This window comes from Pseudomaricurvus alkylphenolicus (genome assembly GCF_011683955.1).
GTDB classification, from domain to species: Bacteria; Pseudomonadota; Gammaproteobacteria; order Pseudomonadales; family Cellvibrionaceae; genus Pseudomaricurvus; species Pseudomaricurvus alkylphenolicus.
Genome location: NZ_JAAQPI010000002.1, coordinates 292,253 through 313,218 on the forward strand (window position 1 = coordinate 292,253; position 20,966 = coordinate 313,218).

General features: G+C 55.7%; 16 protein-coding genes. 11 read left to right on the forward strand and 5 right to left on the reverse strand.

Annotation, left to right across the window (positions count from 1 at the left end):
* Nucleotides 1-107 precede the first annotated feature (107 nt).
* Complete coding sequence (gene efp, locus HBA55_RS06645) at nt 108-677, reverse strand: elongation factor P (RefSeq protein ID WP_166988664.1); 570 nt, start codon at nt 675-677, stop codon at nt 108-110.
* A gap of 132 nt (nt 678-809) precedes the next feature.
* Here efp and epmB point away from each other — a divergent pair, with 132 nt between their 5' ends.
* From epmB to HBA55_RS06660, 3 genes are all read left to right on the forward strand, one after another.
* Nucleotides 810-1,817, forward strand: coding sequence for an EF-P beta-lysylation protein EpmB (gene epmB, locus HBA55_RS06650; RefSeq protein WP_166988666.1), 1,008 nt, complete (start codon nt 810-812; stop codon nt 1,815-1,817).
* A 209-nt stretch (nt 1,818-2,026) separates the two neighbouring features.
* Nucleotides 2,027-3,808, forward strand: coding sequence for a hypothetical protein (locus HBA55_RS06655; protein WP_166988668.1), 1,782 nt, complete (start codon nt 2,027-2,029; stop codon nt 3,806-3,808).
* Nucleotides 3,809-3,967: 159 nt separating this feature from the next.
* Nucleotides 3,968-6,064: an EAL domain-containing response regulator gene (locus tag HBA55_RS06660; RefSeq protein WP_166988670.1), complete on the forward strand. Its 2,097-nt coding sequence runs from the start codon at nt 3,968-3,970 to the stop codon at nt 6,062-6,064.
* Nucleotides 6,065-6,074: 10 nt separating this feature from the next.
* On the opposite strand, the gene serB is transcribed toward HBA55_RS06660, so the two are convergent.
* Nucleotides 6,075-7,286, reverse strand: a complete 1,212-nt coding sequence (gene serB / locus HBA55_RS06665) for a phosphoserine phosphatase SerB (RefSeq protein ID WP_166988672.1) — start codon at nt 7,284-7,286, stop codon at nt 6,075-6,077.
* Nucleotides 7,287-7,421: 135 nt separating this feature from the next.
* Here serB and HBA55_RS06670 point away from each other — a divergent pair, with 135 nt between their 5' ends.
* A complete protein-coding gene (locus HBA55_RS06670; protein WP_166988674.1) occupies nt 7,422-8,591 on the forward strand; it encodes a hypothetical protein in 1,170 nt (389 codons plus the stop codon).
* Nucleotides 8,592-8,605: 14 nt separating this feature from the next.
* On the opposite strand, the gene olsF is transcribed toward HBA55_RS06670, so the two are convergent.
* A complete protein-coding gene (gene olsF / locus HBA55_RS06675; RefSeq protein ID WP_338109367.1) occupies nt 8,606-10,444 on the reverse strand; it encodes a bifunctional ornithine lipid synthase OlsF in 1,839 nt (612 codons plus the stop codon).
* 120 nt (nt 10,445-10,564) lie between these two features.
* On the opposite strand from olsF, the gene HBA55_RS06680 reads away from it, so the two are divergent.
* The 7 genes from HBA55_RS06680 (at nt 10,565) to HBA55_RS06710 (ending at nt 19,325) form a co-directional block, all read left to right on the forward strand.
* Nucleotides 10,565-11,005: a MerR family transcriptional regulator gene (locus tag HBA55_RS06680; RefSeq protein ID WP_166988676.1), complete on the forward strand. Its 441-nt coding sequence runs from the start codon at nt 10,565-10,567 to the stop codon at nt 11,003-11,005.
* Nucleotides 11,006-11,100: 95 nt separating this feature from the next.
* Nucleotides 11,101-12,270, forward strand: a complete 1,170-nt coding sequence (locus tag HBA55_RS06685; RefSeq protein WP_166988678.1) for an isovaleryl-CoA dehydrogenase — start codon at nt 11,101-11,103, stop codon at nt 12,268-12,270.
* 45 nt (nt 12,271-12,315) lie between these two features.
* Nucleotides 12,316-13,923, forward strand: a complete 1,608-nt coding sequence (locus tag HBA55_RS06690) for a carboxyl transferase domain-containing protein (protein ID WP_166988680.1) — start codon at nt 12,316-12,318, stop codon at nt 13,921-13,923.
* Between the two features lie 13 nt (nt 13,924-13,936).
* Nucleotides 13,937-14,722, forward strand: coding sequence for an enoyl-CoA hydratase/isomerase family protein (locus tag HBA55_RS06695; protein WP_166988682.1), 786 nt, complete (start codon nt 13,937-13,939; stop codon nt 14,720-14,722).
* Nucleotides 14,723-14,742: 20 nt separating this feature from the next.
* Complete coding sequence (locus HBA55_RS06700; RefSeq protein ID WP_166988684.1) at nt 14,743-16,761, forward strand: acetyl-CoA carboxylase biotin carboxylase subunit; 2,019 nt, start codon at nt 14,743-14,745, stop codon at nt 16,759-16,761.
* Between the two features lie 31 nt (nt 16,762-16,792).
* A complete protein-coding gene (locus HBA55_RS06705; protein WP_166988686.1) occupies nt 16,793-17,701 on the forward strand; it encodes a hydroxymethylglutaryl-CoA lyase in 909 nt (302 codons plus the stop codon).
* Between the two features lie 163 nt (nt 17,702-17,864).
* On the forward strand, nt 17,865-19,325 hold the full coding sequence (locus tag HBA55_RS06710; RefSeq protein WP_166988688.1) for a sensor domain-containing diguanylate cyclase: 1,461 nt from the start codon (nt 17,865-17,867) through the stop codon (nt 19,323-19,325).
* 27 nt (nt 19,326-19,352) lie between these two features.
* Here HBA55_RS06710 and HBA55_RS06715 read toward each other — a convergent pair whose 3' ends face one another.
* Nucleotides 19,353-19,748 carry a DUF1761 family protein gene (locus tag HBA55_RS06715; protein ID WP_166988690.1) on the reverse strand — a complete coding sequence of 132 codons (396 nt, stop codon included), beginning with the start codon at nt 19,746-19,748 and terminating at the stop codon, nt 19,353-19,355.
* 560 nt (nt 19,749-20,308) lie between these two features.
* Nucleotides 20,309-20,965 carry a CoA transferase subunit B gene (locus HBA55_RS06720; RefSeq protein ID WP_166988692.1) on the reverse strand — a complete coding sequence of 219 codons (657 nt, stop codon included), beginning with the start codon at nt 20,963-20,965 and terminating at the stop codon, nt 20,309-20,311.
* Nucleotide 20,966: the final 1 nt, after the last annotated feature.

Consider the following 20,966-nt stretch of genomic DNA (forward strand, 5'->3'; position numbering starts at 1 on the left):
GCTTTGTAAAAAGGGGTATTGATAAGGACTTTGAATGACTGCCGTGGCGATTGTGTGCCGTGGCCGCAGGGCCGAGGCGGTCGGATGCCGCTCAGCCCCGACAGAATTCAGTCTTTGGCGCGACCGAGGTATTCGCCAGTACGAGTGTCCACACGAACCACTTCACCCTCGGACAGAAACAGGGGAACCTTGACCACGGCGCCGGTAGAGAGAGTCGCCGGCTTGGTACCGCCCTGGGCGGTATCACCTTTGAGACCCGGATCGGTCTGAACGATCTCCAGCTCCACGTGGTTGGGAGGGGTCACCGCCAGTGGAGAACCGTTATACAAAGTCACAACAACGGTGTCCTGTTCCTTCAGCCACTTGGCAGAATCTCCTACCGCTTTGGCGTCTGCCTGGTGCTGCTCAAAAGTGTTGGGCTCCATAAAGTGCCAGAATTCACCGTCGGTGTAGAGGTACTCCATGTCATGATCCATGACATCCGCTGCCTCCAGAGACTCACCGGACTTGAAGGTGCGCTCCCACACACGACCCGTGGTGAGGTTGCGCAGCTTGACGCGGTTGAAGGCCTGGCCCTTGCCTGGCTTTACAAATTCGTTGTCCAGAATGGCACAGGGTTCGCCGTCGAGCATGACCTTCATGCCGCTGCGAAATTCATTGGTGGAGTAGCTACCCATTGTATCTCTCGCTTGTTTAACCGTAATCGTAAAGCGCGGCATTATACAGCAGCCATTGCACGAAGATAACTCCATGCCTGTGGAGACTGATACAATAAACTCTTTTTACCCCGCTTTGGATAGCCCACCCCTATGACCGCGAACCTGCAACCCATCGCTGTGCATACGCCCGCCAGCTGGCAACAAGAGCTTGCCGATATGATTCGCGACCCTGCCGAATTGCTTCACCTGCTGGAGTTACCCAAGCGCTGGCTGCCTGGGGCACAGGCGGCCGCGGAATTGTTTGACCTGCGGGTGCCCCGACCATTCGCGGCACGGATGGAAAAGGGCAATATCAATGATCCGTTGCTAAAGCAGGTCCTGCCGGTTACCGAAGAACATGTGCTCACCCCGGGCTATAGCGCTGACCCCCTGGCGGAACAAGACAGTAATCCCCAAAGCGGTCTGATCCATAAGTACCATGGCCGGGTGCTATTGGTTATCGCCCCGAGCTGCGCCGTTAACTGCCGCTATTGTTTCCGTCGCCATTTCCCCTACGCAGACAACAACCCCGGCAGACACCAATGGCAAACGGTGCTGGATACCATTCGCAGGGACAAGAGTATCCGCGAAGTGATTTTCAGCGGCGGAGACCCTCTGATGTGTGGAGACCGCCAGCTGGCCGAATTGGTCAATGAACTGACCAATATCCCCCACATCAAACGGTTGCGGGTGCATTCCCGCCTGCCGGTGGTGATTCCACAGCGAATAACTGACGACAGCCTGAACTGGCTCACCGCTTTGCCCTCGGTGATGGTCCTGCACATCAACCATCCCAACGAAATCGATGAGCAGCTGCGCCAGACCATTGAACGCCTCAGAGACGCCGGCGTTTGGGTCCTCAATCAGTCGGTTCTCCTCAAAGGCGTCAACGATTGCGCTGAAACACTGGCAAGACTCAGTGAACGGCTGTTTGACTGTGGCGTTCAACCCTACTATCTGCACCTGCTGGACCGGGTTCAGGGTGCTGCTCACTTCGCCGTAGATGACACCGATGCAAGAGCGCTTTACCAAACCCTACAGACTCGATTGCCCGGGTTCTTAGTCCCCAAACTGGCCAGAGAAGAGCCTGGAGCTGCGGCAAAAACCTTGATCCTGTAATACCCTTTATCCTGTAATAGTCGGAATACCGACATTCCAGGGAGCATCTGACACCAATATCCGCCTAGAATCAGAGCAAACCTGCTTGCGACAATCGCAATGATTGAGGAGGATATCTGGCCACTGGCGCCCGGAAGGTGTACAAAGTTACTATTAATTTTACTGTTCTCGATATTTGAGATCATGGAAGATAGAGCTACATTACTGCAATGAATCAGGATACTGCGCTGCTGACGTTGGTCAATCGGTTGCGCTTACCGCCACAAGACCAAGCCAAACTCGCTTTTTGCGACAGTGCGCGCGCCGCCAAAGTCGCGGATTGGGCGCATCAGCTGCCGGCCACCCGGATCAGCCACACCAGTGTGCTTCTTTACCAGGCGCTGCCTGAAATCTCGCGTCTGGACACCTCCGCGTCAAATCGCTTACAGATGCTGGAGCACCTGCGGCCCTATGTACAGCAATGCATTCAGGGGCTGGCCAAGAATTTCCTCAATAAACCGCTGATATTGCCCCAGGCCGCGCGCAAGACGGCGGTGATTGCGCAAGCGCTGCAGAAGCACATGAGCAATGGCTACTGTCTGGTGGCAAAGACATTGGTACAGCAGCACACCGATGGCAAATTCAAGGCGGATCAATTGGAGATATTGAGCCTCGCCATACACAGGGCTATTACAGGTATGGGATTGCAGTTATTGCGTAACGCCCAGATCTATACCCCGGTATCGAATCAGCTGTGGCAGGAAGTCCACGCCCTCTATGGCTTGGCTGAACACCTGCAATTGTTGAAGAAATCGTGCGTCGATCCACTGTTGAAACTCAATCGCGCCTGTACCATCGAACAGGCCTATTTCAGAATTCTCCTGCTCGCCTGCTCCCGCCCCAACCAATTGCGCCAGAATGAAGTAGGCATTTTGTACGACACCCTGGAGGATTGGGCACGGATGGTGCACTTCACCGATTTGAATGGCAACGAACGCAATCTGTTCGTTGTGGATTTGGACAGCGCCAGTGCACCGATCTACAAGAATACTGCCGATCCCGACAGAAACCTGCGTGAAATGGATGTTCAGCCACTGCTGGAATCCATTCACAAGCAGCAGGAGCACGGAGATCAAAGCCAGATCATCGCTATCCCCTTGGCTATCGCCGATCACCTGATCAACCACCTCACCACCTCCTGGGGTGAGCTGCACCAGCGTCAACATCCTCGCCGCGCCGCTCAGGCACAACTGGAAGTGGCTGTGGGCCTGACCAGCATTCATTACCATTTGGCGGGGCAGGTCGAGTTTCAGGAGTTTCTGAAATTGGGGGGGCGCAGAGGCAGCGGCAGCCAATTTGAAAGCATGCAACTGTCTTCCGAGTACGATCCCTGGTCGGAAGCCACCGATGCCGGTATGAATACCAAGGCGGGTATCGGCAAGGAACTCAACTATGAAGGGGTGCCAGCCCCCGCCACCAAACAACACGCTTCTCTGCCGATTTACCCGGTCCATACTATTGACGCCAGCAGCGGCGGTTATTGCCTGGACTGGCGCGATGAAGTGCCGCCCCAAGCCAAGGCCGGAGAGCTGGTCGGCCTTCGCGAGCCTGGTCGCCGATATTGGAATATCGGCGTCATCCGCTGGCTCAAGCAAAGCAAAGGGGCATCCCAGCTGGGGATACAGGTGTTGGCTCCCCAGGCCAGAGCCGTGGCGGCCAAGCAACTGCAGAAGGTGGGCAATGACAACGTCTACATGCGGGCGTTGCTTATTCCCCCAAGCAGTACGGATGCTAACCAGCTGGCAGGGATTGTTACGGCTGCACACCCCTTCCGGGCCAACAACAAGGTCAAATTGAACGAATATGGTTCCGTTTCCAACGCGTTTTTGACTGAGTTGCGCTACGCCACAGGATGCATGAGCCTGTTCAGCTTCCGCCGCCTGGAGTCGCCACAGAGTATCGCAGAGAGTGATGAGCCATCACCGGATCAGGGTTTTGACTCGCAGTGGTAGGGCAATCTGTAACCAGTAGAAGAAAAGCACGCCACAGGCCGTGCCAATAGCCTATGCTTGTGGTTGTGGCAATTAATTTTTCGCGTATCCTGTGCATCGAACCGGAACATCTCCTGGCCATAAACGACACCAGGGCAAACAGGGAATAGCAATTGCGGTATGAGTGCTAACGAAACCATTCGTCTCCTGATCCTCAACGACTCTCGCGCCGAGGTCGAGCGCCTGATCAGTATGCTCAACAATGCCGGGCACCCCACCCGCGCCCAGCATGTCGAAAGCGAAGAGGCGCTCACCAAGCTGCTGCAGGAGCAACCCTGGGAGCTCATGATTGCCGATATGGCCAGTTCGGAACCGCCACCCGGTACCGCCGCGCGCCAGATCAAACGTCTCAATAAAGATGTTCCCCTGATTCTGGTTACGGAAGACGAAGACCGTCAGCAAGTGGTTGAGGGCCTGAAAATGGGCGCCACCGATGTCGTCCAGCTGGACCAGGACCAACACCTGTTACTGGTAATCCAGCGCGAATTACACAATCGCGAACAGAGACACCAGAAACGCCAGGCGGACCGCCGCCTCAAAGAAGTGGAGCGCCGCAACCAGCAGTTGCTCGACAGCTCCCGTGACGCCATTGCCTACGTGCAGGATGGTATGTACCTCTATGCCAACCAGTCCTTTGCCGAACGATTCGGTTATGCGGAACGCGACGATATCGAGTGCATGCCGGTTATCGACATGATTGCCGACAACAGCCAGGAAGAGGTCAAACAGTTTCTCAAGGACTTCACCCTCAAAGGCGATGAAGCGGAAAGTTGCCAGCTCAGCTTCCACGGTTTGCGTGAAGACGGTTCCCCCTGCAAACTCAACGTCGATGTAGCTAATGCGATATACGACGAAGAATCCTGTGTCCAGTTCCTGATCCCGGCGCAGTCGGCCGATAACGAGGAACTGCAGGCTGAACTGCAGAAGATCAAGGACCAGGACCTGGTCACCGGTCTCTACAATCGGCAATATCTGGTGGAACAACTGGAGATCGAGGCCAATAATGCGGTCGACAATGAAACCACCAGCTGCCTGCTTTATATTGAAATCGACAACTTCGCGGAGAATGTTCAGCCGCAAATGGGCATCGCCGGCTCCGATGTGGTTCTTGGGGATGTAGCGGCTTTTGTTAAGCAGCGAACCCAGTCCCACGAAACCCTGGCCCGTTTTGGCGATGACGCCTTTATGCTATTGGCTCCCCAGCAGAGTGCTGACGATAGCCTGGAACGGGCTCAACAGCTGGTTGGCGACCTTGAGCAGCACATTGTTGATGTCGAAGGCAAGACCGTACAGCTGACGGTCACCATCGGTATTGCCCTGATCAACGAGACCTCCAGTAACACAGAAACCGCCATAGACCACGCTCTGCGAGCCGTGGAGATTTATCGCGAAAACAACGAAGGGGCCGGCAGTGGCGTTCAACTGTTTGAACCCGAGCTGCCAGAGGGTGCCGTTGACGAAAGCGAAATGCATCGGTTGTTACAGCACGCACTGGACAACAACCGCTTCCAGCTGCTGTTCCAGCCCATAATCAGCTTGCGCGGGGCCGAAGACGAGCTCTATGAGATTCTCCTGCGGATGCAGGACGAAGAGAATGAACTGATCTCACCGGCTGAATTTATGGATATGGCCAATCAGATCGGTGCCACCACCAAGATAGACCGCTGGGTGGTATTGGAAGCCATCAAGATGCTGGCGGAACACCGTGGCAATGGCCATAAAACGCGCGCAATTATCAACCTGAGTCGCCAGTCCCTCTGCGATGAGACCCTGGTACCCTGGCTCAGCGTCGCCTTTAAGGCTGCCAAATTACCCACCGACGCCATTGTTTTCCAGGTGGACGAGGTGGATGTCACCAACCATTTGACCTCTGCCAAGAGCTTTTTCGAGTCTCTCAAGGAAATCCGCAGCTTCTCCTCCATCAGTAACTTTGGCTGCTCGCTAAACCCCTTTAACACTCTGCAGCACGCTCCGGCGGATTACGTTAAAGTGCATGGTTCTTTTACGTTGGACATCCAGAACAACAACGAGAGCCCCGAAACCCTTAGCAATCTGATCAAGCAGCTGCTGGAAGCCAATAAGATTTCCATCGTGCCCTTCGTGGAAAACGCCAGCGTACTGTCTGTGCTATGGCAGACTGGCGTGCACTATATTCAGGGGCACTATCTCCAGGCCCCTACCGCCTCCATGGACTACGATTTCACCATGGAGGGGTAGAATACAGCCTCTAGAGGCTGTCTCTATCGCGGAAACCAATCAAATAGAGAATGCCATCGAGCCCCAGATTGGAGATGGACTGCTTGGCGGAGGCCTTAACCAAGGGCTTGGCCCTAAAGGCAATACCGAGGCCGGCAATGCTGAGCATGGGCAGATCATTGGCACCATCCCCCACCGCAATTACCTGCTCCAGAGACAAGTTCTCTCGATCCGCCAGCTCCCGTAACAATTCAGCCTTGCGAGCCCCGTCGACCACTACACCGGAGACATTGCCGGTCACTTGACCGTCTTCAATCTCCAGCTCATTGGCGTAGACATAGTCAATGCCGAGACGCCGCTGCAGATAGCGCCCGAAATAGTTAAAGCCCCCGGACAAGATCGCGGTCTTGTAACCGAGCTTCTTTAACGTGCTGATCAGGTGCTCCGCCCCTTCGGTAATGGGCAGATTCTCTGCGATCTCAGCCAATACCGACTCGTCAAGCCCCTTCAACAGGGCCATACGGCGGGAAAAGCTCTCTTTGAAATCCAGCTCTCCTGCCATTGCTGCTTCGGTAATCGCCGCTACCTGGTCACCGACACCAGCCGCCTTGGCCAGCTCATCAATGACCTCCGCCTCGATCAGGGTGGAGTCCATATCAAAGCACACCAGGCGGCGGTTACGGCGATAGACGTTATCTTCCTGGAAGGCGATATCGATATCCAGACGCATCGACAGCTCCATAAAGTCTGAACGCAGTGCGGCCAGATCCGACGAACTGCCACGCACTGAGAATTCCACGCAGGCCTTGGTGCGATCATCCTGGCTGTCCAGCTCCACCCGCCCCGAGAGGCGGCTGATATTGTCGATATTCAGCCCGTGGCGGGTGGCAATTGCCGTCACCTCGGCAATTTGCTCAGCGGTAATGCGCCGGGCCAGCAGAGTGACAATGTGGCGGTCCTTACCCTGCTGTGTGACCCACTGGTGATAACTGTCCTCACTGATGGGCTGGAACTTGACCTGCATATCCAGCTCATGGGCCTTGAACAGCACATCTTTGAGAACCGGTGAGGATTCAAACTCGGTGGGAATCTCCACCAACAGTCCCAGAGTCAGATTATCGTGGATGACCGCTTGGCCAATATCGAGGACATTGGCATGATACTGGGTCAGAATGGCAGTGATGGCCGAGGTGACCCCGGGTCGATCGGCGCCGGACAAATTGATTAACAGGATTTCTTTCACGGAGAGGCTCTGCTGTCAGCTGGGTGGGTTATGGCATTGGGGCGGCATTATAACTTTACTCTGCCGCCAGACTAAAATAATCTCTCTGCCCATCGGCGGCTCTCTCCGTCAAAAGAAGAGATAAACGGCACCCCTATGCTGCCCAAAACAGTGCAAACCCTGCTGCGAAGCCCCCTGTTTATGATGAGCGCCACCGCCCTGGGGATCCTGCTTCTCAGCGCCACCTTATTCGGAAACCAAAACCGCTCACTGCTGGACCAGCGCACAGACCACTACGGCAAGGCTCTGGCGAGCATGGCTGCCGGTCAGGCCACTGACGCCACCCTCAATCATGATTTGGTCAGCCTGCAGGTGACCGTCAGCGACGTGGCTCATAACCCCGACGTGCTCAATGCCACCATTCACGATGTGGAAAACCGCTTACTGGTGCAGGCCGGGGCCTCACCGAATACCGGCGATTTTCTGCACCGCCAGACTCGCTCCTATACGGCGGCCATCACGCTGCACGACAGCGTGGCCGGTTATGTGACCGTAACCGTTGATACCCAGCGCTTGCTGGAACAACAGGACGATGCCTGGCTGCTGGGGTTGGTGGCCATGGCCGCGGTACTGCTGGTAATGAGTTTACTGAATCTTCGAAATACAGAGACCGGTCCAGCGACTCTATCGCCTGCAGCGGATGAGGAGGAGGAGAGCGAGCAGTCACCCCCCAATCTGCCCGCCAGGCCACCCACCCACAGCGGCTCTATCAATATTGCGCTGGAGCTCGTATGCCTCAATGTGGAGCAGCTGCAACAGCAACTCAGCAGCACCCTGCGCCAACAACTCTATCGGGAACTCGAACGCACCCTGGATGGCATTAATGCTCTGTACCAATGCCGTATCGAGAATGCCGACAGCTATTACCTGCGCCTGCTATTCAACGGCGATGATCTCGACAGCACCGGTTTTCGCGCGATTTGCGCCGCCCAACTGCTCTACTCGCTGTTAGGCAAGGGCGAGGCGGGCATCAGCCTGCAGTACGCCGGTGCTGTCTATCGGGTCGAAAACGACTCAACCCTACAGGCACGATTGGAACAAAGCCGTTTTCGCAATAACTGCCAACGCTTGCTGGCCCGGGGCCGCGCAGAACAATTATGGCTACACCGTTCGAACTGCGCGGCAGATGCACTGCTGCAGCGCCTGAACCTGGACGAGCACCCTCAAGAGGAGGAGTGGCTTGCGATTGAGGGATTGCAGCCCAGCTATCAGGACCTGCTGCACAAGCAGGCCGAGCAGCTGGGTAAACTCAGAGACGCCAGTTAGGCCTTTGGCAAGAATCAGTCTCCCAGGTAACGCTTGCGCTTGGCGGCTTTGAGCTTTGACAAATCAGCAAGGAACAGGCCGTCAATACAATCGGCAAAGTCCGGATCCACACTGAACGCCAGCAACTGAAAGCCACCCTCCTCGAACAGGGCTGCATACTGCTTGAAGAGCACAGGAACCTTCTCGCCCTGCGCCCGAAAAACCGCCTGCAGATGAGCAAAACCGGCGTCGCGGTCAAGATCGCGATACTCCTGCTCCAGGCCGCAGCGTTGCGGCGGATCGATAAAATGCGGATGCCTGGCGCTGGCCAGTGCCTTGGGGCAGGCATAGTAACGCTGATAGTAAAACACCATGTGGTCAATCAAGGTCTTCGAAAAGCGGGCGCTGATGGTCACTGGCCCCACCAGGTAGCGGATATCGCTGTGATGATTAACGTAGGCGCCGATTCCCTGCCACAGATAATCCAGGCTGTTTTTACCCCAGTAGGCGGGATTGACGAAGCTGCGCCCCAGCTCCAGCCCTTGTTTTAGATAAGCGTGAAAGCCTGGCTGAAAGTCGAACAGCGAGCGGGTATAGAGCCCCTTTTCACCATTTTCGCGAAGCAGCCTTGCCATGTCTCCGATGCGGTAAGCCCCTGCCACCACCATATCTTCCCTGTCCCAGAGCACAAGGTGTTGATAATTGCGGTCAAACTGGTCCAGATCGCGCTTGCCGCCAGTGCCTTCACCCACCTTGCGAAAGGTCAATTCACGCAGACGACCGATTTCGCGCATCATCACCGGGCTGTCGCAATAGCGGGTCATCAGAATACGGTTGCCGTCCCGAGTTTCCCCAAGACTGGTCATTTGGCGGGTTTCCTCCAGCAATAATGTCCGATCCTCCGGATGGGCGATCGTTTTCTCCGTCACAAACAAAGCATGTTTCTTCTTGCGCCCCACCTTGTACAGATGCTTCTTGAGACGCTTTAGCAGAGCTTTGTCGTTGAGTTGATCGCTAGTCAGGGCATCGGCGGTAATAGGTTCACCCACACGAAAGTGAATGGTCGCCGATTTTTTGTTGAACATTTCCTTGGCTAACAAGGCCGTTCCCAGGGGTTTGAACAGCATGGAGGCGCTGTAAAACAGTAGCGAATTCTTGGCTCCGATATGAACCGGCAATATGGAAGCACCGCTGCGACGGGCCAACTTCAGGAATCCGGGACGCCAGCGGGTGTCGCGCACTCCCGATGGTCTGGCTCTGGACACTTCACCGGCGGGGAAGACGATCACCGCGTGGTCATTATTCAGTTCATCCAGAGCCGCTCGGAAGCTCTTGAGCGCACTGTTGCCGGTCATGTTGTCCAGTGGAATCAGCAACGGGTGCAAGGCCTCAAAATTCATCAGCATGTCATTGGCCAGAATCTTCACGTCCGGGCGAACCTCACAGACCAATCGCAGGATGGCAAGGCCATCCAGAGAGCCAATGGGATGGTTGGCAATAATCACGACGCGCCCTTGGGCGGGAATATTGGCCTTATCGCGGTTGGGCACGGTGTAACTGAAGTTGAAATAGTCGAACACGCTCTCGATAAAGGCGATCGGGTCCAGCCCGTGATTTTCTTCCAGAAAGGCGTTGATCTCCTGCTCGTGTGTGAGCTTTCGCAAGAAGGAAAATGTGGAGCGCTTGATCATCTCCGGTTGCTGTTCAAATGCGGGAAACTTGTCACAGACGCTTTGTTCGATATTGATCATGGGGGAATACAACCGTTGACGTGGACGATTCGGATAGACGCTGAATGCGACCAAATTACTGCGATCCTGTGACAGAAGGGTGATGGTGCCGTGGCAAAAATGTGACAGACACGGTGTCGGCAAGCCGTAAATCCGCAATCGGAATAACCAGCGGCTGACTTAGAACAAAGTTTACCTTTACGTTAACGTAAACCTGGGTTAATCTGACAACCGTTGACTGATCATCCACAGGACTGACCGCACATGAGTGACATCACCGGCGAGGCCTCCGCTGAATCCAGGACCTACAGCATTTCCGATCTGGCGCGGGAATTTGACGTCACCACCCGGGCCATCCGTTTTTACGAAGACAAGGGCATGATCTCGCCCGAACGCCGCGGCCAGACCCGTATCTACACCCCCGCTGACCGCACTAAGTTAAAGCTGATTCTTCGCGGTAAACGCCTGGGACTGACCCTGGACGAAAGCCGGGACATTATCGAGATGTACAGTCCCGGCGAAAGCAATGCCGAACAGCTCCTGAAGCTGATCCGCAAAATCCGCGAACGCCGCGACTACCTCACCCAACAGATGCACGACCTGGAGGTCATGATGGTGGATTTGCAGGAGAGCGAGCGGCGTTGCCTGGAGACTCTGCGCGAGGTGGCACCCGAAGCCGAAGCCAAGCTCGAACCCCAAGACTGAACAGACACCTAGCACCGATTAACGAAACCCTTTAAGAGCCACTTTTCAGACTATCTGAATTTACAGGCCAACTTCTTTATTAGGAGAGAACCGCGATGAACACCAGCTACCCCACCCTCAACTTTGACCTGGGTACCGACATCGACATGCTGCGCGACGCCGTATACCAGTTTGCTCAGGCCGAACTGGCACCGCGCGCGGAAGAGATCGACCGCAGTAACGAGTTCCCCATGGACATGTGGCGCAAGTTCGGTGACATGGGTCTGCTGGGCATGACCGTTGCAGAAGAGTACGGCGGCACCAATATGGGATACCTGGCGCACGTGGTCGCCATGGAAGAGATCTCTCGTGCCTCCGCCTCTGTGGGTTTGTCCTATGGTGCTCACTCCAATCTGTGCGTTAACCAGATTCACAAGAACGGCACCCATGAGCAGAAGTTGAAGTATCTGCCCAAGCTGTGCTCCGGCGAGCATATCGGTGCCCTGGCCATGTCTGAGCCCAATGCCGGTAGTGATGTAGTGAGCATGAAGCTGCGTGCAGAAAAGCAGGGTGATAAATATATCCTCAATGGCAACAAGATGTGGATTACCAATGGGCCCGATGCCAACACCTATGTGATCTACGCCAAGACTGACGTACAGGCTCACTCTCGCGGTATCACTGCCTTCGTCGTGGAACGCGACTTCCCCGGTTTCTCCCGCCACCAGAAACTCGACAAACTGGGTATGCGTGGCTCCAACACCTGTGAGCTGGTGTTTGAAGATTGTGAAGTACCCGCCGAGAACATTCTGGGTGAAGAAGGCAAGGGTGTCGCCGTATTGATGAGCGGCCTCGATTACGAGCGCACCGTCCTGTCCGGCGGTCCGGTGGGCATCATGCAGGCGTGCATGGATGTGGTTGTACCCTACATTCACGATCGCAAGCAGTTCGGTCAATCAATTGGTGAGTTCCAGCTGATGCAGGGCAAGGTGGCCGACATGTACGCCGACCTCAACGCCTGCCGCGCCTACCTCTACGCCGTGGCCAAAGGCTGCGACCGTGGCGAGGAAAGCCGTAAGGACGCCGCCGCCGTCATTCTCTATACCGCCGAAAAAGCCACCCAAATGGCTCTGCAGGCGATTCAGACACTGGGCGGTAACGGCTACATCAATGAATTCCCAACAGGCCGACTGTTGCGCGATGCCAAGCTCTATGAAATCGGTGCCGGTACCTCTGAAGTTCGCCGCATGCTGATCGGTCGCGAACTGTTTAACGAAACCAAGTAACGAATTACCGCCAGACCCACCGTGCAGAGATCTTGAGGATTATCGATGGCTAGCATCCATTCCAAAATCAACACCCGCTCGGCGGAATTTGCCGACAACGCCGAGCACATGCAGACGCAGGTGGATGACCTGCAGTCCAAACTGGAAACCATTAAGCTGGGCGGTGGCGAGCGTGCCCGGGACCGCCACACCAGCCGCGGCAAATTGCTGCCCAGAGACCGTGTCAATGGCCTGCTCGACCCGGGTTCGCCGTTTTTGGAGCTGTCGCAACTGGCAGCACACGATGTGTATGGCGAAGATGTTGCTGCCGCCGGCATCATCACCGGCATCGGGCGTGTCAGCGGCCAGGAGTGCATGATTGTCGCCAATGATGCCACGGTGAAGGGGGGGACTTACTACCCATTAACCGTCAAAAAACATCTTCGCGCGCAAACCATCGCCCAGGAAAACAACCTGCCCTGTATTTACCTGGTGGATTCCGGTGGCGCCAACCTGCCGCGCCAGGATGATGTTTTCCCGGATCGGGATCACTTCGGTCACATCTTCTTTAACCAGGCCAATATGTCCGCCCGCAACATTCCGCAGATTGCAGTGGTCATGGGCTCATGTACGGCCGGTGGCGCTTATGTGCCGGCGATGGCAGACGAGTCGATTATTGTGAAGGAGCAGGGCACTATCTTTTTGGGTGGGCCTCCTCTGGTAAAGGCCGCAACCGGTGAGGTGGTCACTGCCGAAGAGTTGGGCGGTGCCGATGTGCACTGCCGCACCTCCGGCGTCGCAGATCACTTTGCTCAGAATGATCACCACGCGCTGCAATTGGCCCGACAAGCCGTGTCCCGTCTGAATCGCACCAAACCACTGGGACTGGATGTCGCCGACCCCAAAGAGCCTCTCTACGACGCGCGGGAAATTTACGGCATTATTCCCAAAGACACCCGCAAGCCCTACGACGTTCGCGAGATCATCGCCCGCATTGTCGACGGCTCAGAGTTCGATGAATTTAAGGCCCTCTATGGCAATACCCTGGTCTGCGGTTTTGCCCGCATCTTTGGCTACCCCGTGGGGATTGTCGCCAACAACGGCATTCTGTTCGGTGAGTCCGCTCAGAAAGGCGCACACTTTATTGAACTCTGTGCACAGCGCAAGATTCCACTGGTATTCCTGCAGAACATCACCGGCTTTATGGTGGGCAAGCAGTACGAACACGGTGGCATCGCCAAGCACGGTGCCAAGATGGTAACGGCAGTAGCCACCGCGCAGGTGCCCAAATTTACCGTGCTGATCGGCGGTTCGTTTGGTGCAGGCAACTACGGTATGTGTGGCCGCGCCTATGACCCCCGCTTCCTGTTTATGTGGCCCAATGCCCGTATCTCCGTGATGGGCGGCGAGCAGGCTGCCGGCGTACTGGCTCAGGTCAAACGCGAACAGCTGGCAAAAGCCGGACAGGAATGGTCAGAACAGGCAGAGACCGAATTCAAGCAGCCCATTATCGATACTTATGAAGAGCAGGGTCATCCCTATTACGCCTCCGCCCGTCTCTGGGACGATGGTGTCATAGATCCCGCCGAAACCCGCATGGTGCTGGGGCTGTCTCTGTCAGCCAGTTTGAACAAAGACATCGAGGAAACGCGCTTTGGCGTGTTCCGTATGTGACGGGGGCGAGATCATGACTGAACCAATGGTAGTGACCAATATCGACGCTCGCGGCGTCGCTACCGTCACTATGAACAACCCCGACAAACACAACGCTTTTGATGATGCCATTATCGCGCAACTGACCGAGACCTTTCAGTCGGTGGCCAACAACCCGGAAGTACGCATTCTGGTACTGGCTTCCGAGGGCAAGAGCTTCTCGGCCGGCGCCGATCTCGGTTGGATGAAACGCATGGCCACCTACACCCGCGAGGAAAACCTGCGCGACTCCCAGGCATTGGCGGAAATGCTGCGGGTTTTGAATTTTATGCCCCAGCCCACCATCGCCCGAGTTCAGGGAGCCGCCTTTGGCGGTGCCGTGGGGTTAGTGAGCTGTTGCGATCTGGCGGTTGCCGCACCACGCGCCAGCTTTAGCCTGAGTGAAGTCAAGATCGGTTTGATTCCCGCCACCATCAGTCCCTATGTGGTTGCTGCGATGGGCCAGCGCGCTGCCCGGCGCTACTTTCTAACCGCCGAACGCTTCAGCGCCATCAGCGCTTTGGAAAACGGTCTGGTGAGTGAAGTCAATGAAGAGCTCGACGCGGTGATCGACCAGTGGGTAGAGCAGCTTCTTGGCAACAGCCCGGCAGCTCTGACAGCCGCCAAACAGCTGGTGTTCGATGTCGCTGAACGGGAAATCACCGCCGAGTTGATTGAGGACACCTGTCATCGCATCGCCGACATCCGTGTTTCACAAGAAGGGCAGGAGGGCCTGGGTGCCTTTCTGGATAAGCGCAAAGCCGCTTGGGTAAGGGATTAAGAGAATAAAGGTTACGCACTATGAGCATTAAACAGTTCACAAAGATCCTTATCGCCAACCGCGGCGAAATCGCCTGCCGAGTGATACGAAGCGCTCGCAAAATGGGTGTGCGCACCGTTGCCGTCTACAGTGATGCCGACCGGGATGCCTTGCATGTCGCCATGGCTGACGAAGCCATCCACATTGGCTCCGCACCCTCACGCGAATCTTATCTGGTGTTTGAACGGGTAATCGAAGCGGCTAAGAAAACTGGCGCACAGGCCATTCATCCGGGCTATGGCTTCCTGTCGGAAAATGCCGATTTCTGCCGGGCCTGCGAACAAAACGATATTGTATTTATCGGTCCTCCTGTGGGCGCCATTGAGGCCATGGGCTCGAAATCCGCCGCCAAACAGATTATGGAAAAAGCACAGGTGCCACTGGTTCCCGGCTACCATGGCGAAGACCAAAGTCGCGATTTGCTTAAACAGGCTTCTGACGATATGGGCTACCCGGTTCTGCTGAAAGCCGCTGCTGGCGGTGGCGGCAAGGGCATGCGTCAGGTATGGAGCCCCGAAGAGTTTGACGAGGCTCTGGACGCCGCCAAACGCGAAGCCATGAACGGCTTTGGCGACGACACCATGCTGGTGGAGAAATACCTCACCCAGCCACGGCACGTTGAGATCCAGGTTTTCTGCGACCAGCAGGGCAACGGCGTTTATCTGTTCGAGCGTGACTGCTCCGTTCAGCGCCGCCACCAGAAAGTCATTGAAGAAGCTCCTGCCCCGGGCATGACCGAAGAACTGCGGGCAGCGATGGGAGACGCCGCTTTGCGAGCTGCCCAAGCGATCGACTATGTGGGCGCCGGTACCGTTGAATTCCTGTTGGACGAAGATGGTTCGTTCTACTTTATGGAAATGAACACCCGCCTGCAGGTGGAGCACCCAGTGACAGAAATGATCTCCGGTCAGGATCTGGTGGAATGGCAGCTGCGCGTTGCGGCCGGGGAACCCCTGCCACTGCGACAGGATCAATTGCAGATCAATGGCCACGCGTTTGAAGCCCGAATTTATGCCGAGGACCCGGAGAATGATTTCCTGCCGGTAACCGGCACCCTGTCGTTCCTGCAACCGCCGGAAAGCAGCGACAATGTCCGTGTGGATACGGGCGTCCGTCAGGGCGATGAGGTCAGCGTCTACTACGACCCCATGATCGCCAAGCTGATTGTCTGGGATGAAAACCGGGACAAAGCGCTGCAACGCCTGACTAAGGCACTGAGTGAATACCGCATCAGCGGCATGACCACCAATATTGATTTTCTCTACAATCTGGCCAGCTGCGCACCCTTCCGCGATGCGCAGCTGGATACCGGCTTTATTGAAAAACACCACTCGGTGATCTTCCACGACTCACAGCAGGAAGTGGAAAAAGACTTGCCTCTGGCGGCTCTGTACCTGGTACTCAAGCAGGCCCAGCAGGCCGATGACAATGCCGCCCGTTCCAGCGATGCCAGCTCACCCTGGCACGCCACCAGTGCCTGGCGTCTCAACGAGCCGCATGTGCACCGGTTTGGTTTGCAGTTTCATGAACAGGAATACCCGGTCGCTGTTACTCAGCACAATGTTGCCAACGCCACTCGTTACTCTATCACCCTCGATGGTAAAACCATCACGGCGCAAGGCAGCATGGATGGCAATGTGCTGCACGCCGACCTTGATGGCTATCAACTCAAAGCCAGTGTCGCCGAACACGATGGCAGTTACAGCCTCTATACCCAGGACAGCGCCCTCAGCTTTAGCCTGGTACAACCCGACCTGGGCGATGCTGATACCGATGGTAGTGCCGGTGGGCTGACCGCGCCGATGAACGGCACCATGGTGACACTTTTGGTCGACAAGGGTGCGGCCGTGACCAAAGACGATGCCTTGCTGGTGATGGAAGCCATGAAAATGGAGCACACGATACGTGCCCCAGCTGACGGTGTGGTCAAGGAATTCTATTTCGCCCCGGGCGATTTGGTCGATGGTGGTGCCGAGCTGTTAGACTTTGAACCGGCCTAAGCTACCAGACTGAACAGGAAGGAACACAACCGTGACAGATTTACCCGCAAAGGTTCGCATCGTTGAGGTGGGTCCCAGAGACGGGCTGCAGAATGAAAAACAGCCCATCGACGCTTCCACCAAAATTGCATTGATCGAACAACTGGCTGACGCAGGTGTCAGCTATATTGAAGCCGGCAGCTTCGTCAACCCGAAGTGGGTGCCTCAGATGGCCGGCAGCGATACCATTTTTGAGCAGATGTCCCGCAGGCAAGGGGTCACCTATGCAGCCCTCACGCCAAACCTCAAGGGCTATGAGAGAGCCGTTGCCGTGGGAGCAGGCGAAGTTGCCATATTCGCGGCCGCTTCTGAAGCTTTCAGCCAAAAGAACATAAATTGTTCAATAGAAGAAAGTCTGGATCGCTTCGCCCCTATCATGAGTGCCGCCAGGGAGCAGAACGTCACTGTACGCGGCTATGTTTCCTGCGTAGTGGGCTGCCCCTATGAAGGTGATGTCAGCCCCGAAAAGGCGGCCGATGTGGCGAAACAACTGTTGGACATGGGCTGCTATGAAGTTTCCATGGGCGACACCATTGGCGTGGGCACCCCCGGCTCGGTAGCGCGAATGCTGGAAGCCTGCCTGGTGGATATACCGGCCGAAAAGCTAGCCGTTCACCTGCACGATACCTACGGTCAGGCCCTCGCCAATATTCTGGCTGCCCTGCAAATGGGCATCAACGTTGTCGACAGCTCCGTCGCCGGACTCGGTGGCTGCCCCTACGCCAAAGGCGCCTCGGGTAATGTCGCCACCGAAGATGTGGTCTATATGCTCGACGGCCTGGGTATTGAACACGGTATTGATCTCGACAAGCTGATCAATGCCGGCGACCGAATTTGCCAGCAGCTGCAACGGGACAACGGCTCCAAAGTTGCCAGAGCGTTGTTGGCAAAAAGGGGTTAGCCCCACTTTTTGTATCCTCGTCTTCTTTAATGTTTACCGCCGCTCGCCGGCGGTTTTTTTATGCCCCTGGCTTATTTCCTTTACCCGCATTTCACACCGTTGTAACCTGCTGACTTCAATCTTGAGCGCCCATTCAGGGTCCGGATAGGGAAGTCGTAGTGTGATGCCCCGTAAAACATTTTTTATCATCGCCGTCTGCGCCGTTCTGGTCGTGGGTTTTGGTACCACCAGTCTGGTAAGTTACTTTGTGGCCAATAGCGCCCTGAGTCGCCACATACAAACCAATAGCCTGCCCATCACCAGCGACAACATCTATTCAGAGATTCAACGGGATCTGCTGCAACCGATTCTGGTGTCCTCATTGATGGCCCAGGACACCTTTGTCCGCGACTGGGTAATAGAAGGCGAACAGGGTGCCGAAGCCATGGTGCGCTACCTTCAATCTATTCAGAATCGGTACGATACCATTACTGCTTTTTTTATCTCGGATGTAACCCGCCAGTATTATCATTCCAGCGGGGTACTGAAACAGGTTGATCGCGATAATCCGCTGGACCAGTGGTATTTCCGCGTCTCAGCCATGCAATCGGAGTTCGAGATCAATCTGGATGTCGACACGGCCGATAGCTCCCGAACCACGCTGTTTGTTAACCACAAAGTTTACGATTATAAAGGCGACTACCTGGGGGCGATCGGTGTCGGCTTGGCCTCCAGTGCCATCAGTGACCGCATCGAGGCGTATCGTATGCGCTATGGTCGAGATGTCTATTTCGCCGACCGGCAGGGCAATATTGTGCTGCATGGCGCCGAGTACGACACCCGCGACAACATTCGCCAAATCCCCGGACTGCGCGATCTGGCCACCAATATCCTCACCAACCCAAGTGGCTCCTTTGAGTATCGTCGCAAAGGACGTGAGGTGTTTTTGCAGAGCCGTTACGTGCCGCAACTCGATTGGTATTTGTTAGTTGAAGAAGAGCGCCATGGGGACTCGAATGTGATTCAGGCGCTATGGTTAAATCTGGGGCTGAGTCTTGTGATCACCGTTGTGGTTATTGTATTGGTCTATTTTTCGATACGTGGCTACCAGCAAAAGCTGGAGCGCATGGCCACCACCGATGCCCTCACCGGCACGACCAGCCGGCACGCTTTTGATCCTGTCCTGGAGCAAATGCTACAGCTTTCAGTGAGGCGCAACCTGCCATTGTCGGTACTGATGGTCGACGTGGATCTGTTTAAACAGGTCAATGATATTCACGGGCATCTGATGGGCGATCGAGTACTGAAAGAAGTAGCCAGGTTACTTAACGAGCAATTACGGCGCTCGGACGCGATTTGCCGTTGGGGAGGTGAGGAATTCCTGATTGCACTGCCGGAATGTGACATCGAGTCCGCCAGTACCCTGGCTGAGCGCATGCGGCACAATATTTCCGAGTCGCTGCAGGTGGTGGATGGAAAGATATTGAATATCACCGCGAGCTTTGGCGCCGCACAGTTTAACCTGCAAGAGTCGGCTGACAACCTGTTTGCCCGGGCTGACAGCGCGCTTTATCGGGCCAAGGAGGCCGGTCGCAATAATGTCGTCTGTGCCCGGCCACTGGCGTCCACGACGGAGGCGACCTGAACGGTTACTCCGTCAAGGCGATATTGTCTACCAAGGCCAGGCCGCCTGTAGCATTGTCATGATGGTGATATAGCTGACTCGGTAACCAGCCTGAATCCAAAACAGCGGCAACCCCCAGCCGCAAAACAAATTATCTGAGAGCAGCGCCGGCGCCACCACTCCCACACCAAGAATCAAACCCAGGCCAAATCCCTGCCCGACACCACTGACTCCGGTCATAGCCACCACCAACGCCACCGCAATGGCGCTGACCAGGCAGGCCAACACACTGCCGATCATGGGTCCTGTTGGAGAACCGATATCGGCCTCTGTCTTACCGATAGCCGCCATCCATTGACGACCAAACAGCAGGGGTGAATACCAGAGTGCTCCCAACAGCATGCCACTGACGGTTGCCGCGATAATGGCGGAAATGCTGACCACGTGTGTTCTCCTTGTGTCTAAGTTTGGCCCAGTCTAGGGGCAGAGAGGGAATAGTCAATGGGGCAAGTGTCATTCCGGAAAAGGGCGTCTTAGTGCCATAACCGGAAGTTCATAATCCTGGTTCAGGGCACCATGGGCGTTCGATAATGTCCGCAACGGCCGCACGACGTAGGGTGGATTAGAAGCGCTTTGCGCTTCGTAATCCACCGATCCGCCGAAGGTTTAAATTGGCGGCGGCCGTGTACAAATCACCTGTTGCAGGCACATTCAAGGGTGTTAAAAACCGGGCCGAAGCCAACGAACATCTCCGGCAGAACCGGCGGATTACGGCGCAAGCGCCTAATCCGCCCTACGCATAAACAACGCCGTCAGAGTACCAATCCTGCGAATTTCTATGACCGGTTATGGCACTTTGCGGTCTATCGGAGAACCCCGCCCCTGTAGCTTAAATCGACCCCAAACAAAAAAAGGGGGATAAATCCCCCTGTGCACAAGCATGAGTATCGGCACTGCCTCCGATATTCGCGGCTCAATCGAGCCACAAACTGTTACAAATTCTTTTAGAACTCCATTTCCGGAACCACTTCCGGTACCACCAGTTCACCGGCAGTTTTCTGAACAATTTCGTCAACCGAGATGCCTGGTGCACGTTCCTTCAGCCAGAACTTACCGTCAGCGATCTCGACGTAAGCCAGGTCAGTTACCACCTTTTTGATACAGCCGGCGCCGGTCAGGGGCAGGGTACACTGGGGTAGCAGCTTGGACTCTCCGTGCTTGGACGCATGGGTCATGGTAACGATGATGTTGTCAGCACCGGCCACAAGATCCATCGCGCCGCCCATACCTTTGATAAGCTTGCCCGGAATCATGTACGAAGCAATATTGCCCTGTACATCCACTTCAAACGCACCGAGCACGGTCAGATCAACGTGACCACCACGGATCATGGCAAAGGACTCAGCGGAAGAGAATATGGAAGCGCCGGTGATCGCTGTGACAGTCTGCTTACCGGCATTGATCATGTCGGCATCCACTTGGTCGTCGGTGGGAAAGGGCCCCATACCCAACAGCCCGTTCTCGGACTGCAACATTACTTCCATGCCCTCAGGCACATAGTTGGCGACCAATGTGGGGATACCAATCCCCAGGTTAACGTAGTATCCGTCCTGAAGTTCACGGGCCACACGCATGGCCAATTGTTCGCGGGATAAAGACATA